The sequence below is a fragment of the Paenibacillus sp. CB74 genome (genome assembly GCF_055687625.1).
The window spans coordinates 2,391,165-2,408,276 of the sequence record NZ_CM146009.1 but is presented as its reverse complement, the minus strand read 5'-3'; the positions used below and the strand labels follow the sequence as shown (position 1 = coordinate 2,408,276).

General features: G+C 45.6%; 14 protein-coding genes. 12 read left to right on the top strand and 2 right to left on the bottom strand.

Annotated elements, in window-relative coordinates:
- Nucleotides 1-59 precede the first annotated feature (59 nt).
- Nucleotides 60-1,151 carry an HD-GYP domain-containing protein gene (locus ACX9NY_RS10560; RefSeq protein WP_339242137.1) on the top strand — a complete coding sequence of 364 codons (1,092 nt, stop codon included), beginning with the start codon at nt 60-62 and terminating at the stop codon, nt 1,149-1,151.
- A 162-nt stretch (nt 1,152-1,313) separates the two neighbouring features.
- On the top strand, nt 1,314-1,787 hold the full coding sequence (locus tag ACX9NY_RS10555) for an SRPBCC family protein (RefSeq protein ID WP_342572772.1): 474 nt from the start codon (nt 1,314-1,316) through the stop codon (nt 1,785-1,787).
- Nucleotides 1,788-1,963: 176 nt separating this feature from the next.
- Here the strand turns inward: ACX9NY_RS10555 and ACX9NY_RS10550 are convergent, their stop codons facing one another.
- Entirely contained in the window at nt 1,964-3,184 is a 1,221-nt protein-coding gene (locus ACX9NY_RS10550; protein WP_472478546.1) for an MFS transporter, read from the bottom strand.
- A 228-nt stretch (nt 3,185-3,412) separates the two neighbouring features.
- Between ACX9NY_RS10550 and ACX9NY_RS10545 the strand changes: the two genes are divergently transcribed.
- Nucleotides 3,413-3,994, top strand: a complete 582-nt coding sequence (locus ACX9NY_RS10545; RefSeq protein ID WP_472478545.1) for a TetR/AcrR family transcriptional regulator — start codon at nt 3,413-3,415, stop codon at nt 3,992-3,994.
- A gap of 80 nt (nt 3,995-4,074) precedes the next feature.
- A complete protein-coding gene (locus ACX9NY_RS10540) occupies nt 4,075-5,043 on the top strand; it encodes a D-2-hydroxyacid dehydrogenase family protein (protein ID WP_472478544.1) in 969 nt (322 codons plus the stop codon).
- Between the two features lie 124 nt (nt 5,044-5,167).
- Here the strand turns inward: ACX9NY_RS10540 and ACX9NY_RS10535 are convergent, their stop codons facing one another.
- Nucleotides 5,168-6,205 carry a LacI family DNA-binding transcriptional regulator gene (locus tag ACX9NY_RS10535; RefSeq protein WP_339242145.1) on the bottom strand — a complete coding sequence of 346 codons (1,038 nt, stop codon included), beginning with the start codon at nt 6,203-6,205 and terminating at the stop codon, nt 5,168-5,170.
- Nucleotides 6,206-6,593: 388 nt separating this feature from the next.
- Here ACX9NY_RS10535 and ACX9NY_RS10530 point away from each other — a divergent pair, with 388 nt between their 5' ends.
- From ACX9NY_RS10530 to ACX9NY_RS10495, 8 genes are all read left to right on the top strand, one after another.
- A complete protein-coding gene (locus tag ACX9NY_RS10530) occupies nt 6,594-7,643 on the top strand; it encodes a 2,3-butanediol dehydrogenase (protein WP_339242147.1) in 1,050 nt (349 codons plus the stop codon).
- Nucleotides 7,644-7,826: 183 nt separating this feature from the next.
- Nucleotides 7,827-9,140, top strand: coding sequence for a hypothetical protein (locus ACX9NY_RS10525; RefSeq protein ID WP_342572777.1), 1,314 nt, complete (start codon nt 7,827-7,829; stop codon nt 9,138-9,140).
- Between the two features lie 360 nt (nt 9,141-9,500).
- Nucleotides 9,501-10,604 (top strand): NADH:flavin oxidoreductase, encoded by a 1,104-nt coding sequence (locus tag ACX9NY_RS10520; RefSeq protein ID WP_472478543.1) that lies wholly within the window; start codon nt 9,501-9,503, stop codon nt 10,602-10,604.
- A gap of 422 nt (nt 10,605-11,026) precedes the next feature.
- Nucleotides 11,027-12,355, top strand: a complete 1,329-nt coding sequence (gene nagZ, locus ACX9NY_RS10515; RefSeq protein WP_472478540.1) for a beta-N-acetylhexosaminidase — start codon at nt 11,027-11,029, stop codon at nt 12,353-12,355.
- A gap of 41 nt (nt 12,356-12,396) precedes the next feature.
- On the top strand, nt 12,397-13,101 hold the full coding sequence (locus tag ACX9NY_RS10510; protein WP_339242153.1) for a response regulator transcription factor: 705 nt from the start codon (nt 12,397-12,399) through the stop codon (nt 13,099-13,101).
- Nucleotides 13,098-14,081 carry a sensor histidine kinase gene (locus tag ACX9NY_RS10505; RefSeq protein WP_472478538.1) on the top strand — a complete coding sequence of 328 codons (984 nt, stop codon included), beginning with the start codon at nt 13,098-13,100 and terminating at the stop codon, nt 14,079-14,081. The genes ACX9NY_RS10510 and ACX9NY_RS10505 overlap by 4 nt, the downstream gene beginning before the upstream one ends.
- A 310-nt stretch (nt 14,082-14,391) precedes the next feature.
- Nucleotides 14,392-15,162: an ABC transporter ATP-binding protein gene (locus ACX9NY_RS10500; protein WP_339260799.1), complete on the top strand. Its 771-nt coding sequence runs from the start codon at nt 14,392-14,394 to the stop codon at nt 15,160-15,162.
- On the top strand, nt 15,137-17,095 hold the full coding sequence (locus ACX9NY_RS10495; protein WP_472478536.1) for an FtsX-like permease family protein: 1,959 nt from the start codon (nt 15,137-15,139) through the stop codon (nt 17,093-17,095). The genes ACX9NY_RS10500 and ACX9NY_RS10495 overlap by 26 nt, the downstream gene beginning before the upstream one ends.
- The last annotated feature ends 17 nt before the right edge of the window (nt 17,096-17,112 follow it).

The following is a 17,112-nucleotide window of genomic DNA, read 5'->3' as shown; positions in this document are numbered from 1 at the left end:
TGTGGCCCCGTTCCATTGGGTGCTGTTACTATAATGAATTGTTCAGGGGGAATACCGATTTGAGAATCCATATTATGAACCTGCAAGACGGAGACCGTCTGACTGCGGATACATTCAGCGATGCAGGATTACACGTTCTCGGGAAGGGAACAGTAATCAGAGGTGAGGATATTACCTTGCTTATGCAGCACCGTGTAGATTATGTAGATATTGAATCACGCGAAGAGGAAATCACTGAGGCAGAATTTTTTGCTGCAGCCGCCAAGCATGCTTCCGGGTTAAGTACAAGTACGAAGGAAGAGCCGCCAGAAGAAGAGATGAAGTCCCAATTTATTCAGACCGTACATAATTATCAAAATGCTTTTCTTGAAGCTCTGACTGTTGGCAAGTTCAACGCCACCATGGTGGATGATGCACTGCAACCGATGGTTGAAGGACTGGATGAGCAGAAAGATGTCGTTCATCTCCTGATGATGCTGGAGCGGGATGATGTCAATAACTATACACATTCAATTCAAGTCGGATTGTTGTCCTTCTACCTCGCGAACTGGCTTGGATATTCTCAAAAAGAGAGTTATCAGATTAGTCGCGGTGGTTATCTGCATGACATTGGAAAGTGCAAAGTCTCCCACCGGATTCGGAACAAAACAGAACCGTTGACAGCGGACGAGCAGCTTGAAATGCAGCGTCACACGATATATGGACATGAAATCATCAAAAATTCCATGACGGATGAAGCGACAGCACTGGTTGCTCTGCAACATCACGAGCGGGAAGATGGGTCGGGTTATCCAATGCAACTTGAGAAAAGTGAAATTCACCCCTATACCCAGATCGTATCTGTAGCTGATATCTATATCGGCATGAGATCCGGGAGTCACGGGGGAAGCAATCCAAACCTCATCAACAACCTAAGAGATATTTATGGAATGGGATTTGGTAAATTGAATGAAAAGCCGGTTCAGGCATTGATGCAACATTTACTTCCTAATTTTATCGGAAAACAAGTCCTGCTCAGCAATGGAGAAAAAGGTGTTATTGTCATGAACAATACGTCTGATATTTTCAAACCGCTTATCAAAGTGGAGTCGGAAGAATATCGCGATCTTTCCAAAGAGCGTACGCTTGCCATTGATGAATTGCTTATTTAATATCGGCAGCCTTTGCCATTCTGCCAATGCATGAAAGACGGGCCTCCTGTACTAAGACAGGGGCCCTTTTTTTGTTATATCCCCCTTTGCTGTGTTGTTCGATCAACGAAGCAAGGTTATACTTTGCAGAGACCTTATTTTTCCTGCCAAGGAGCGATCGTCATGATTGAAGTGACAACAGAGATTACGATACTTGCCTCGATTGAACGGTGCTTTGACTATGCCCGGGATATTGACCTACATACACAGACTGTCTGGAAACATACGAGAGAACGAGCGGTCGCTGGAGTAACCACAGGAAAAATTGGAGCCGGGGATACCGTTACCTTTCAGGCTACCCACCTGGGTGTCAGACAGAAGTTGAAGTCCCGAATTGTGCAGTTTGAACAACCGTTTTTATTTGTGGATCAGATGGAGAAGGGGGCTTTCAAGAGCATGCGACATGAACATCATTTCAGCGCAATTGCAGAACAGATGACATGCATGAGAGACACGCTGCGGTTTGAAGCACCACTTGGATTGCTAGGGTGGGCAACGGAGCGACTTGTGCTGAAGAGATATATGCTGGCATTTCTGGAGAGTCGTAACCGTAAACTCAAAGTGATCCTTGAGCAGTATCCGGAATTGAAGGAATAAAGGAGAGAAGACGTTTGATGGATAATGAATATTATGTAGGTTGGGGCACCCTTGCCTTGATTAATGCCGGACTTGCACAGGGAAAAACAGAAGTGGTCGGAACTGGTTTCTGATTTCCCTGTTGTTGGGTCCTTTGGCAACCCTCTTTATTGTGGTGTGGAATAAACTGGACTAATTCAACGATCGAGATTCCGATGCATATGACGATCAATCATCCAGAACAGAAGTGCTGCTGCACTAACACCCGCACCTAACCAGCAAACCGCTGTCCAACCCGCCCATGCATACACCTGGGTAGAAACGATGGAGCCGGTTGCACTGCCGATGGAGTAAAAGATCATATACGCTGCCGTCAGGCGGCTCTGTGCTTCGGGACGAACTTCGTAGATCAGGCTCTGGTTGGTAACATGTACGGCTTGCACGGCGAGATCGAGCAGGATAACGCCGAGGATCAGGAACCACAACGAGTGATGGACATAACAGATGGGCAGCCAGGACAAGAGCAGAATGACAAGAGAGATACCGGTTGTTTTTTGCCCAAGGCCCCGATCGGCGAGTTTACCTGCACGGGCAGCGGCCATTGCTCCGGCCGCTCCTGCGAGACCGAATGCACCTATAAGCGTATGAGACAGGGACAGTGGAGGGCTACTTAGTGGCAGAACCATGGAAGTCCACAAGATGCTGAAGGCTGTAAAAATCAGCATCGCCAGTACACCTCGTACTCGTAATACACGCAACTCACGATACAGTTGCAAGACAGAGCTAAGTAATTGGACATAGCTTTGTTTTACTTGTGGGGACTGTTGCCTTGGGAGAACAAGATATAAGGCGACAATTCCGAGTAAAGTAAAGCTGGCAGAGAAGAGATACACCGATCTCCACCCGAGCCAATCGTTAAGCGTACCTGCAACCGTTCGTGCAAGTAATATGCCAATGACGATTCCACTGGTGACCTGCCCGACAATACGACCACGTTCGGTAGGGGCTGCCAAGTGTGCAGCAAAGGCAACCAATGTCTGTGTAATGACCGCGAGTAGACCTACGACGGCCATACCCGTGAATAAAAGTGAGCTGGACTTTGCGGTTCCTACCAGAACCAGTGCAAGTACGGATAAGAGCATTTGGATAATTATCAACTTGCGGCGGTTTAAGAGATCCCCGAGCGGAACGAGAAGGAACAGCCCCAGGGCATAACATATTTGAGTCACTGTGATGACGATCCCTATGGATGATGGAGAGAGGTTGAACTCTTGAGCAATGGAGTCCAGCAAAGGCTGAGCATAATAAATATTGGCGACCGCAAGTCCGCTGCACACGGCAAAGAGAAGAGCAACTAACCTTGACATGGCAGGACGATCCTTATTGGATAATTGTGCATCTGGAGAAGAAGTTTGCATGAATGGTTGTCACCTTTCTATTTTGTACTGATTGGTATGATATGTTTCGGGATAACCTTACTTTATTAACGTGGATTCTGTCAATAGAGGATTAGCTAAGACTTTTATTTGGTGAAAAACACTTTTAAGCTAGGTTTATCCAATGCTAAAATGTGTTATGTTTGACCTGTTCATTGTTTTGAGATTACAATATAAATATACTGAACGATACATAAAGAGGTGGAATGTATGGTTAGACAACGGGAATTTGATACGGACAAAGCACTCGATGCAGCAATGCATACGTTTTGGGACAAGGGGTTCGAAGCGTCATCTTTGAGTGATTTGACGACCGCAATGGGCATTCAACGTCCCAGTCTGTACGCGGCTTTTGGCGATAAAAAGGAATTATTCGAAACCGCACTTCGCAGGTATACCACGCAGCATGCGGCCCAAGTCAGAGCCAGACTTCAACAGGCCTCCACGGTGCGAGAAGCCTTCCGTGGGCTGTTTGAACATATTGGAGCTGAAGGGAGTGTAACCGAGCCTAGTCATGGCTGTTTTTGCATTAATACGATGGTTGAGCTGGCTCCACATGACCCCAAATTCGCTGTCCTCACACGGGAGCATCAGATGTATCTGGGTGTTCTTTTCAAGGAAACGATTGAAAAAGGCCAACAGAGCGGGGAATTGTCCGCTGACTTGAATGCGAGTGCGGTAGCACAGTCTTTGGTTGTATCCATGATCGGACTAACTGTACTGATGAAATCAGGACCGGACCGCTTGTTTGTAGAGCAGAGCATTCAGGTTACGCTGTCTTTGCTGCAGTAATAGGGATTTATTCTGTTTAAAGTGATGCGGAGTTGCTACAATATGTTTAAGAAGTGAGCAGATATAGGAGGAGATCAGAGATGGATACGAAGTTGCGCTGTGCAATTTTGGATGATTATCAAAACGTTGCGCTGACGTCGGCAGACTGGAGTTCGTTGATGGATCGGGTGGAGATTCAGACATTCAACAACTATATGGGCTCGGAAGAAAAAGTCATTCAAGAATTGCAGGAATTCGATATTGTGGTCCTGATGCGAGAACGTACACCATTTCCGGAGAGGGTTATTTCGCAGCTCCCTAAGCTGAAACTTCTGATTACAAGTGGTATGCGTAATGCGTCCATAGACCTTAAGGCTGCGGAGCAAAAAGGGATCATTGTATGTGGAACCGAGGGAAGCTCTAATCCTCCAACGGAACTGACGTGGGCGCTAATACTGGGACTGTCCAGACAGCTGGTTACGGAGAATAATGCACTTCGCTCCAATCGAAACTGGCAGAGCACTGTAGGATTGGATCTGCATGGGAGAACACTTGGATTGCTCGGTTTGGGCAAGATAGGCACTCGCATGGCTGAGATCGCACAAGCATTTGGCATGAATGTGATGGCTTGGAGCGAGAATCTGACACGAGAGAAAGCCGAAAAACATGGTGTCATTTGGTCCGAGACCAAGGAGCAACTGCTTGCACAGAGCGATATCATATCCGTTCATCTGGTATTAAGTGATCGTACGCGCAATCTGATTGGACAAGCCGAATTTCAACAAATGAAATCAAGTGCGCTATTCATTAATACGTCTCGAGCGGGTATTGTTGATCAGGAAGCTATGGTAGATGCATTACAGCGTGGTTTGATTGCTGGCGCAGGTCTGGATGTATATGAGCAGGAACCGCTGCCGGTTAACCATATTATGCGAACATTGCCCAATGTCCTGGCTACACCGCATCTGGGTTATGTGACTCGTGGCAATTATGAGATCTATTATAGTCACACCGTAGAAAACATAGCGATGTTCCTGAACGGAACACCGATCAGGCAAATGCTTCCTTAGAAAAAAACGGTGCTGAATAAAGACGTAGTTTTAGATATATGGGATTATAGACAAATAAGGTGCTGCCAGGAAAAAGTTAGACCTGAGCAACACCTTTTTAGAGTATCTGTGTAGCAAAACAAATCTAACTGTGTCGTCCTCGCTGGGAAGAATGAATCATGGCGACGCTTGATTCACGAACGATTAAGCGTGGTTCGAATTGAATGTGTTCGTAATCGGTCGTGTTCATCTCCCGAATCCGTTTTAACAACAGTTCGGTAGCAAGTCTGGCAACCTCCTCACCCATAATGGACACAGAACTAATCTGCGGAGACGAGACCGTGGTCCACTGATTGTTATCTACACCCACTACAGCCACATCTTCAGGTACACGAACCCCCAACTCCTTGAACCGATTAACCAATCCGATGGCAACCATATCATTAATGGCATAGACTGCATCTGGCATATGCGTGAGTCCGTAGAAATAATCTGCAGCATTGGCACCTGTATTCAATGAAAAGTCCTCACCAAAGTAGACGAGAGAAATGTCCACATGGCCTACAGCTTGCTCATAAGCACGGAAGCGCTCTTCAATAATGTCTTTGGGTGCACCGGCATAGGCAATTCGCGTCCGCCCAATTTTGAACAGATGCTCCATGACCAGTTTGCCTTCGGGTTGAGACAGAGAGACGATATCTGCCCTCATTCCCGGTTCCAGTTTCTTGCCGTAGTTAATCATAGAGATGGGGAGCGGGGCTTTATCAATCAGTCCGGGTAACGTTTTGGGATAGGCCAGAGGCATGAAGATCAATCCATCTACATGCAATTTTTTCACATTACGTATTGTCTCCAACTCGGTACGGGCATTGCCTGCCGTATTGATCTGCACGACATGGTAACCATGCTGCTTCGCCGTTTGCTCAACAGACCATGAAATCTCCGGAATAATGGCGTTACGTATGTCGGGTACAACGAGCGCGATCTGGTGCGTTTGCCGGATTTTCAGACTCTGTGCGGAGGTGTTGGGTACAAAACCCAGTTCTTCAATGGCCTTCATCACCTTATCTCGTGTTTTACTGCTTATACCTTCTGAATTGTTGATGGCCCGGGATACGGTAGCGATGCCCACGCCGGCACGCTCAGCCACGTCCTTGATCGTCAGTTTCTGTTCTTTCCTCAATGTACGTTTACCTCACTTTATCGGAAACGATTCCGAATATTTAGGGATATGTATGCACTTCGCGTTAAGTATATAACTTAATTATAACATTTGAGCTATGAAGTATCCCGTGATTGGACCACATTTATGCCGAAGTATGATTATATTTCATTCCGTCTGCAGTATTATTTGCCAGGATATATCTTAATAACTTGGATTAGAGCGGTTACACAATACGCTAAAATAACTTTAATAAAAATGTAAGCGTTCTTAATTAAAACTCGATATGATCACGAAATAGACATATTAGTGTAGAAATATGTTTGACAGCGTATCTAAAATGTGACATATTTAACTTACGGAAACGTTTCCGATTATACTATAAATTATGATCTGGGAGATGAAATGAATGAAAGCATTACGTTGGCACGGAGTCAAAGATTTACGTCTCGAAAATATTAACGAACCTCATCCTGAAGAAGGTAAGGTCAAAATAAAAGTGGAATGGTGCGGCATCTGCGGCAGTGACTTGCACGAGTACACAGCGGGTCCGATTTTTATTCCGGCTCAAGCACCGCATCCGCTAACAGGGGAACAAGCGCCTGTAGTCATGGGGCATGAATTCTCAGGACAGGTGGTTGAGGTAGGGGAAGGCGTTACACGCTTCAAGGCGGGCGATCGTGTAGTTGTAGAACCGATCTACGCATGTGGACACTGCGAAGCTTGTAAACAAGGTAAATACAATCTGTGCGATAAAATGGGTTTCCTTGGACTCGCTGGAGGCGGAGGCGGATTCTCCGAATATGTAACTGCTGAAGAATACATGGTCCATGCCATACCGGATTCAATCTCGTATGAGCAAGGTGCACTGGTTGAACCTTCGGCTGTAGCACTTCACGCTGTGCGCCAAAGCAAGCTGAAAGTGGGCGATACGGCAGCCGTGTTTGGTGCTGGCCCGATTGGATTATTGGTCATTGAAGCACTTAAGGCCTCGGGAGCTTCTGATATTTATGTTGTGGAATTATCGGACGAACGGAAAGCTAAAGCCGAAGAACTGGGTGCGATTGTGATTGACCCAACACAGTTCAATGTCGTAGAAGAAATCCATCAGCGTACACAAGGTGGCGTTAACGTAGCTTATGAAGTAACCGGTGTACCACGTGTGCTGCAACAAGCCATCGATTCCACACGTATTGGTGGAGAGTTGATGATCGTAAGTATTTTTGAACAGGAAGCACCGATTCATCCGAACTCTATTGTTATGAAAGAGCGTACGGTCAACGGCATTATCGGTTATCGCGATGTGTTCCCGGCAGTCATCAGTCTGATGGATAAAGGTTTCTTCCCCGCAGACAAGCTGGTAACCAAACGAATCTCGTTGGATGAAGTGGTGGAACATGGTTTTGAAGCACTACTAAAAGAGAAAAATCAGGTTAAGATTCTGGTTAAAGCAGAATAGAATCCACAAGATAGTAAGAACGAGTAGACAACACATCAACAGATGTGGTTGTCTACTTTTTTTGTCCAGATCGGGCGAAATTTGTTGCATGTACAGATGGTTTTACATAGTATGAAAAAGATACAAAATGTATCATCTTGGTATGAAGGGAATCATTCTGAAAATATGAAGGAGGAAGCGGACATGCAGAGACACAAGAAATGGACAGCCGTAATTTTGACCATCGTTGCGGGAATGAGCTGGATGCTCATGGGCAATTCCAAACCGAAAAATAACACGTCAACTAGTCAACCACCTGCTACGGAACGTCAGCTTGCCAAGGTGTCGAATGCACCGATCATTTCAGCGGATGTAACATCCAAGATAGAACTGCTGGGAAGGCCTTTTACCAAAACACCATATGCCAATAACGTCTGGGATATGCAACTGTACAACGGCAAAATATATTTGGGTCACGGGAACAGCAGTAATCTGGGCGTAGCGCCGAATTCAGGCCCTATTCCAGTCATTTATTATGATACAGCGAACGCGAAATTCAAGACCCAGTCGGTGACCAACAGCAACCCTGGCATTTTGCCATCGACGAAGATGTATGTGGATGAGGAACAGATTGACATTTACAGAGTGCTTAACGACAAGTTATATATTCCTGGTAATGATTCGGATAGTGAGAAGTGGGAACTCGGCAATTTCTATCGTTTGGATGGAGAGGTTTGGACTAAATATCGTAATCTTCCACTCGGAGTACACGTATACGATTTGGCTTCCTATCAGGGCAAGATGTTTGCCGCGCTAGGTACAGAGTCCAAACCAACGATATTAATCTCTCATAATGAAGGTGAAACTTGGCAGAAATATGCAACAATCAATACGTTTGGCTTCCGGGCTTATACCATGTTCCATCTTAATGGCAAATTATATGCATCTGGCATGATGTATCCTGCCAATAAAATATGGAATGACAAAACCAATATCCTGGAGATCAATGAAAAGCTTGAGAAACGGGACGTTGTCATCTATGGAAATAAAATGCTGCCAGGACTGACTTATCAAACGGGCACCATTCCCTATAATAAAATAGGCAAAAATATTAACTTTAATAATAAGTTGCTCTATATAGCGGGAGGGGTGTTCAATGATGGACAACTGCTGCCCAAATCCTTGAATGTTATGACAGATATTAACCAGGCCAAACGAGTTAATCTGCCAGATGCCAAGGCGCTTCCTACGGATGTACTGTTGCGTGATGGTAAGGTATATGTGCTTACGTATACGCGTCAAAGTGCCAATCTATATATCAATCGGGTCTACCAATCCACGGATCTGACAACATGGAATGAGATTTTACGGTTTAGTCAGGACACGTATGCCAAGTCATTTGAAGAGAACGAGGGCGACTTCTACTTTGGTCTGGGTACCGATCCCGATGTGTTATCGACTTCATCGGGGAAATTGCTTCGAGTGAATCGCAATGATATCCCCGTAAATGCTAATTAAATTGGAAGGAAGATTATGGATTATATACTATGCGACATCCACATTATTGGTGACCGGGAAAATCCGTTAAGATGCATCAGAGTGCAAGTCAGAAAGATGCATCAGAGTGCAAGTCAGACCGCTTCGGTAGAGTGATCAAACTGAGGCTGCCGTTAAGGTAGCTTTCTTTTTTTATCTAAAAGATTAGTTCGAATGACTCACTTCGAAAATTTGAAAATAAAATTAAGAAACTATAGAATGGATAGAGAAATAATCCTAAACCAGTCAACGGAGTTACTAATGTTATGATATACAAAAGCATGTCGCATTTCACATGAATGCGAAAGTTCCATACTTCCAATTGCAAAGGAGCAGTATACGATGAACGTACCTTCAGCATTATTTAAACCTTTTACCTCGGACAAGCTAACCTTGTCTAATCGAATCGTTATGGCCCCTATGACTCGCGGATTCTCACCAGAGGGCGTACCTGGACCGGAAGTTGCTGAATACTACCGTCGAAGAGCAGCAGGCGGAGTAGGACTTATCATTACGGAAGGTACAGGCATCAATCATCCTTCTTCGGTCAGCGGAGCGAGTATACCATTGTTCCATGGTGAAGATTCGTTGCAAGGATGGGCTAATGTAGTGAAAGCAGTGCATGAAGCGGGTGGCAAAATCATGCCACAATTGTGGCATGTGGGTACAGCACGTCGTTCCGGTGACTTGCCTAACGCTGAAGCTGAGCCTGTAAGCCCGTCAGGGGTTAGCATGGCAGGTGAGCCATCACGTGAACCATTAATGGAAGATGAGATCCAAGGTCTTGTGAAGGCATATGCCCAAGCGGCAGCGGATGCACAGCGAATCGGGTTTGACGGCATTGAATTGCACGGAGCACATGGATATCTGATTGACCAGTTCTTCTGGGTGCAGACGAATCGAAGAACCGACAAGTATGGTGGTGATTTGGTACGAAGAACCCAATTTGCGGTTGAAGTGATTGAAGCTTGTCGTGCTGCGGTTGGTCCTGATTTCCCAATTGTGCTCCGGTTCTCCCAATGGAAGATGGGGAATTATGAAGCACGTCTGGTGGAAACGCCGGAACAATTGGAGCAATTCCTGGCACCACTCAGTGCTGCTGGCGTGGATATATTTCATTGCTCTACACGGCGGTTCTGGTTACCTGAATTCGAAGGATCCGAGCTGAATCTCGCGGGTTGGACACAGAAAATCACAGGCAAACTAGCCATTTCGGTTGGATCGGTAGGGCTTGAAGCTGAATTTGTGGACAGAGCGACCGAGAACCAGGGAACAGGGGATGCCCATTTGGATTTACTAAATGAGAAGCTGGAGAATCATGAGTTTGACCTGATCGCCTTGGGTCGCGTTCTGCTTAGTGATCCAGAATGGCCTGCCAAAGTTCGGGAAGGTCGCATATCCGAAATCATTCCATTTACAACGGAAGTGTTGCAAACCCTTCATTAATTGAAGGCTAAACGTTTGCAAAAAAAAGTGAACCAACGCCGAATGGTGACGATTTACAACGAAAAACGAAACGAAAACAAAACATAAACGAAACAAAAACGAACAAATAGGCCGCCTTTGGGCGGCTTTTTCACCTACCTATACTTATAATTTCAACATATGAAAAATTCACAATAGAAAAACATTTTCCGCACCGCTGCACCTGTTTATTACTCCCATACTTCACACACGCGCATAGTCACAACACCATTGAAGTTCCACATCTCAGGTTCTATAGCAACCAATTTTTTCGCTGCATATTATGTCAGCACAACGATTCAATCCTCAGAAGCGCTCATTTTGAAAATCATTCACCTTGTGATAAGGTTAGGCCTGAACCTTTGAATTACCAAGACGACATTACATAAGGAGGATGAATATCCTTGTACAACTATAGTCACACCCCGAACAAAAAATGGAGAAAACCACTGCATATGATATGTCTTCTGCTGGGGATCATTCTGCTTTTATCGGCATGTGGCCAAGCACAGAAACCTTCCTCCACAACGGACTCGAATACCGGCTCCAATGCTGGCTCTAACTCAGGGCAATCTTCCTCATCGCCGGAGCAGAATACCGCTCCACCGCAGGAAGAAGTACCAGAAGAAGTCGATCCGGTGCAGGAGCAGCTCAGTTCATTAACGTTAGAAGAGAAGATTGGACAGATGATACTCGCTGGTGTTCAGGGTACAACGCTGGATGATCAGGCCAAACAGATGATTGCGGATCAGAAGGTAGGAGGCATTATTTTCTACGCCAACAATGTAACGACGCTTGAGGGAACAGCCAAGTTTGTACAATCCATCAAGGAAACGAATCAGTCCAATCCGGTACCCATCTTCATGAGTGTGGATCAGGAGGGCGGCAAAGTCAGCCGTATGCCGGAGAACGTGGAATCCATTCCATCCAACCAAAAAGTAGGCCAGACAAAAGATAGCGCGCTCGCTGAAACGATGGGAGAATTGCTGGCCAGACAAGTGCAGCTTGCAGGTTTTAATGTGGATTTCGCACCTGTGTTGGATGTGAATAGTAACCCGAAGAACCCGGTGATCGGTGATCGTTCATTCGGCAGTTCGGCAGACCTGGTATCGCGTATGGGGATTGCGGAGATGAAAGGTCTGCGTAATGAAGGCATTATTCCGGTAGTGAAGCATTTTCCGGGTCATGGCGATACGTCCGTGGACTCCCATCTGGATCTGCCTGTTGTGAACAAAACGGAAAAACAACTGGCTGAGCTTGAATGGATTCCGTTCCAGGCCGCAGTGAAGGAGCAAGTGGAAGCAGTCATGGTGGCACATATTCTGTTTCCGAAGCTTGATCCCGATCATCCGGCTTCCTTATCTGATGTCATCATTGGTGAACATCTGCGCGGAAAATTCAAGTATAACGGTGTCGTCATCACAGATGACCTGAGTATGGGAGCAATCGCGAAGAACTTTAAGTTGAATGAAGCTGCACTAGCAACTGTTAAGGCAGGTAGTGACATTCTTTTGGTAGCTCATAGTTATGAGAGTGCCAAGACGATTTTTGATACACTGATGAATGCAGTAAAGTCAGGGGACATCTCCGAATCCCGAATCGATGAAAGTGTATATCGTATCCTGGCATTGAAGCAGCAGTATAAATTAACGGACAAACAGCAAGCCAATGGAGACTTGAAGCAGCTGAACGCAGATATTGTGGACTGGCGTAATCAAGTCGATGCTCGATAATACAACCTGTGTTATGATTTTGACAGAGGTGAGATCCAACCATGTATACCATTATGATTGTAGAGGACGATCCCAAGATTGCGGGATTATTGAAGTCACATATTGAGCGTTATGGAGATAAGGCCGTTTTGGCCGAGGATTTTGAGATGATTGTGCAGCAGTTTGAACAGGTACAACCGCATGTTGTGCTACTGGATATCAATTTGCCCAGCTATGATGGTTTCTACTGGTGCCGCCAGATTCGTACATTATCTACCTGCCCAATTCTGTTTATCTCCGCCCGGAGCGGAAAGATGGATCAGGTCATGGCACTGGAGAACGGAGCGGATGATTATATCACCAAGCCATTCGAACACGAGATTGTTATGGCTAAAATTCGGAGTCAGTTACGCCGGGTGTATGGGGACTATGCCGCACGTGATGAAGAACGCAAGGTGGAACTGGACGGCTTGGTCGTTTACCTGGAAAGATTGGAGATTCAACTGGGCGATCGCAAAGTGCAGCTGACGAAGAAAGAAACCATTCTGCTGGAAACGTTACTGCGTCGCAGTCCCAAGCTGGTAAGCAGGGAAACGATCCTGGAGAAGCTGTGGGATGACTCTTTTGTAGATGACAATACACTCAGCGTTAACGTTACGCGGGTTCGTAAGCGATTAGCCGAGCTTGGCATTACGGATGCACTGGAAACGGTCAGAGGTTCAGGTTACCGATTGAACAACAACTGGAAGGCTTCCTCTCCATCATGAGATTGTTTATTCGTGAACATCTCGCTTTAACTTGCTGGGTGGTTGCTATCTTGTTCACCGTGGTGGCGGTGTTCTGGTATGACGGTTATAGTGATTGGATTACCGCTGCTTATGCTGTAGCGTTGGGATTATTTTTGTATGTTGGCTATTTGGTCTATCGTTATTATTCACATCGCTCGTTTTATGCCCGAATATCCAGATCGATGGATTCGTTGAAGGAATTTGTACCCTTGAACGAAACAAGTCCATTATCACAGGCATTGGAGAAGCTGCTGGATTCACAATACGGACAGTATCATGCTCACCTGCATCGACTGGAACAGCGACAGCAAGAATATCTGACGTTTATGAATCAGTGGGTACACCAGATGAAGACACCATTGTCGGTCATTGAGTTGACCTTGGAAGATCAGGAGGATGATGATCCTCGGCTCATAAGCATTCGGGAGGAAGCGGACCAAATGAGACGTGGATTGGAGACTGTGCTGTATGTGGCCCGTTTGGATACCTTCGAACAGGATTTCACTGTTGAACCCGTAGTACTGAAAACTGCGGGTGAGGAAGCAATTCACGAGCTGAAGCGATTTTTCATTCGCAATCATGTCTATCCAGAGATGCATATCGATTCCTCACTGGTTGTGCAATCCGATGCCAAGTGGATTCGTTTTGTCTTAGTACAGCTACTATCTAATGCGATCAAGTATTCTGCGGGCAGCGGGCAAAAAATTCATATGCGGGCATATGAATCAGAACGCTCCATCCTACTGGAAGTGCAGGATCAAGGCATCGGGATTCCAAAGTCCGATCTGAACCGGGTATTTCAGCCTTTCTTCACTGGGGAGAACGGACGGCATTTCAAAGAGTCCACTGGCATGGGGCTGTATATTGCGAAAGAAGTACTGACCCGAATGAATCATCGGATCAATCTTGAATCCGTGTACGGTGAAGGAACAACTGTCCGAATTACATTCAGCTCCTGAAGTGGCAGGTGGAAGACGAGAGTGGAACGTGTGAATTTGGGCTGAAGCATGATGAGTATTAACATAATGATGTGTCAAATGGATATGAAGACGTCTATTGCCTGATTGAGGCGAAGGCGTCTTTTTGGATTTTTACCATGCAACCTTACAACATTGTCATGTTGATGAAAGGTTAAACCATAGGAGAATGACCGAAACTTCGATAGACTGTAGTCATGAAGATCACAGGAAAGGCCGCACTTATTATGCAGACACACAGCATCAGCGTATCTTAATTTTCGAATTCACTTTCATTAGAGGAGTTGTAACTATGGAGATTTGTTCTGTCAATCAGATCAGTAAAATCTATAAAGGCATCGTGTCCTATGAGGCATTATCCGGCATCGATCTCAGTATTCAGAAAGGTGAGTTTGTCGGCATTATGGGACCATCCGGCAGTGGTAAAACAACGCTGCTGAACATGATCTCCACAATCGATCATCCGACATCAGGAGAACTGCGGATTGCAGGGAAGAATCCGTTTGAATTGAACCAAGACGAACTCGCGCTCTTTCGGCGCAAAGAGCTGGGATTTGTTTTTCAATCGTTTAATCTATTAAATACCCTGACAGTCAAGGAAAACATCGTGCTGCCACTGACGCTTGACGGCGTTCCCATAGCAGAGATGAACACACGTGTAGAACAGCTGGCAAGCAAGCTGGGAATTGAAAGTATTCTGAACAAACGAACCTATGAGATATCGGGTGGACAGGCACAACGTACAGCCATTGCCAGAGCACTCATACATTCTCCGAAACTGATTTTGGCGGATGAGCCAACAGGTAATCTGGATTCGAAGGCGGCCAGAGATGTGATGGAGATCCTCGAAACCCGCAATCAGGAGGATCAGGCGACGATGCTGTTGGTCACTCATGATGCAGTAGCTGCAAGTTATTGCAGTAGAGTCGTCTTTATCAAAGATGGCAAGCTATACAATGAGATTCACTACGGCGATAATCGGGCAGCCTTTTACCAGAAGATTATTAATGTATTATCCCTAATGGGAGGGTCAGGACATGAATTTTCGCCAGTTCGCCATTAATAACGTTGTTCGCAATAAACGAATTTATCTGGCTCATTTTCTGAGCAGTACATTCTCTGTCATGATCTTTTTTACCTACGCATTGCTATTGTTCCATCCCGATCTAAAAGAAGGCTTAAAGGGTTCCAATGGAACGGTTACTTTACTTGCCAACCAGGGGTTTATGATTGCGGAGATCATTATATTCATCTTTTCATTCCTTTTCCTGCTCTACTCGGTAGGTTCATTTCTGAAGACACGCAAGAAGGAATTTGGCATTTTCCTGATCATCGGCATGACACGCAAACAGATGAACCGGCTCTTATTTATGGAGAATATGTGTATCGGATTAGCTTCGATTATTACCGGTATTGGACTGGGAATTGTTTTTGGCAAATTGATTCTGCTGATCTGTGGCTCCATGCTGGCTGTTGAGAACAGCCTTCGATTCTATTTTCCGCTGAAAGGTATTGCCTTGACGGCTGGCGCATTTTTGCTGCTGTTTGTAGTGATTGCCATGTCATCATCCTTACTCATACGGAAAGGAACACTTATTGACCTTGTGAAATCAGAGGAAAAGCCAAAACCGGAACCGAAGGCATCACGTCTGCTCGCCTTGTTATCCGTATTGTTCATTGGCGGAGGTTATGCTGGGGTATTCACCTTTGTCTGGGTAAGCTTCTCGTTTCCGCTATTAATGGCGAGTGTTATGGTCGTTATTGCAGGTACATACTTACTGTTCACACAGCTCAGTGTGTACGTTATCCGAGCCCTCAAAGGCAACTCACGGTTATTTTTCCGTCAAACCAATTTGCTCTTTCTATCGGAACTTACGTATCGAATGAAAGATAACGCGATTATGTTTTTCATGGTAAGTATCATTTCGGCTTCTTCATTTACGGGAATTGGCACCATGCTTGCGATTGCTGACCCGGGTCTGTCATCCATGTCGAATCCGTACGCATTCAGTTATATGAATATGTGGGATACTCCCAACTCCGAGCGACATATTCGGCAGATTGAAGAGACGTTGATTGATCATCAAGTTCCCTACGTGAAGGGCAGTTATGCTCCTATATCTGAAAATAATAATGGAGAGATTATCAAATTAAGTGATTATAACCGTTTGGCGAAGGCACTTGGGTATGAAGAACGTGCGTTGAAACAGGTCGATGAGTCATTTATGACACCAAGCAATTTGGCGGTTCGCAAGAAGTACCGTGAACAGGCTGAACAAGGATTCTCCGGAGCGGAGGTCAATCTGGAGGTGGATAGTCAGCGCGTACCTGTTCAGCTATCGACACCTGGTACCGAGATTGTGATTCCTTATCAAGGTGAAATTAATCTCTACATCGTAACTGACGAATTGTTTAATCAGATGAGGCCTGCGTACAACGAGGAAGTTGGCATGCCTGAAGGTTTCTATTCGAGGCGAACGGTCCAATTTATCGTGAAAGATTGGATGGGTACACGGAGCTTTGCTCCTGAATTAATCGAATCTATTCAACAGAATCATTCCAATAGAGGTTACTTCCAGGTGAGTGCACTAGTGGTGGATTGGCTCAATTCGAAACAAACGAACGGAATTATCCTGATCCTGAGCGGACTGATTGGCATTGTTTTCTTCACCTTTGCAGCAAGTTTCACCTATTTCAGACTCTATGCAGATCTCGAACGGGATGAAGCGCAGTATCGCATGATTGGCAAAATGGGACTCAGCCGCCCCGAACTTCGTAAGATTGTGACAAGGCAGCTATTGCTTATGTTCTTCCTGCCAATTCTGATTGCCGTTATCCACAGCTCGGTTGCCTTCGTAGCATTGCAGCAGTTGGTTGATTTCTCAGTCTTCGGATACAGTCTGCGCATCTTCATGGTGTTTGCTTCCATGCAGATCCTGTATTTTGCACTCGTACGCTGGCGGTATCTGCGTCATATGTATGCCAAGTTAGTCTAAAAATGAATGGCCCAACA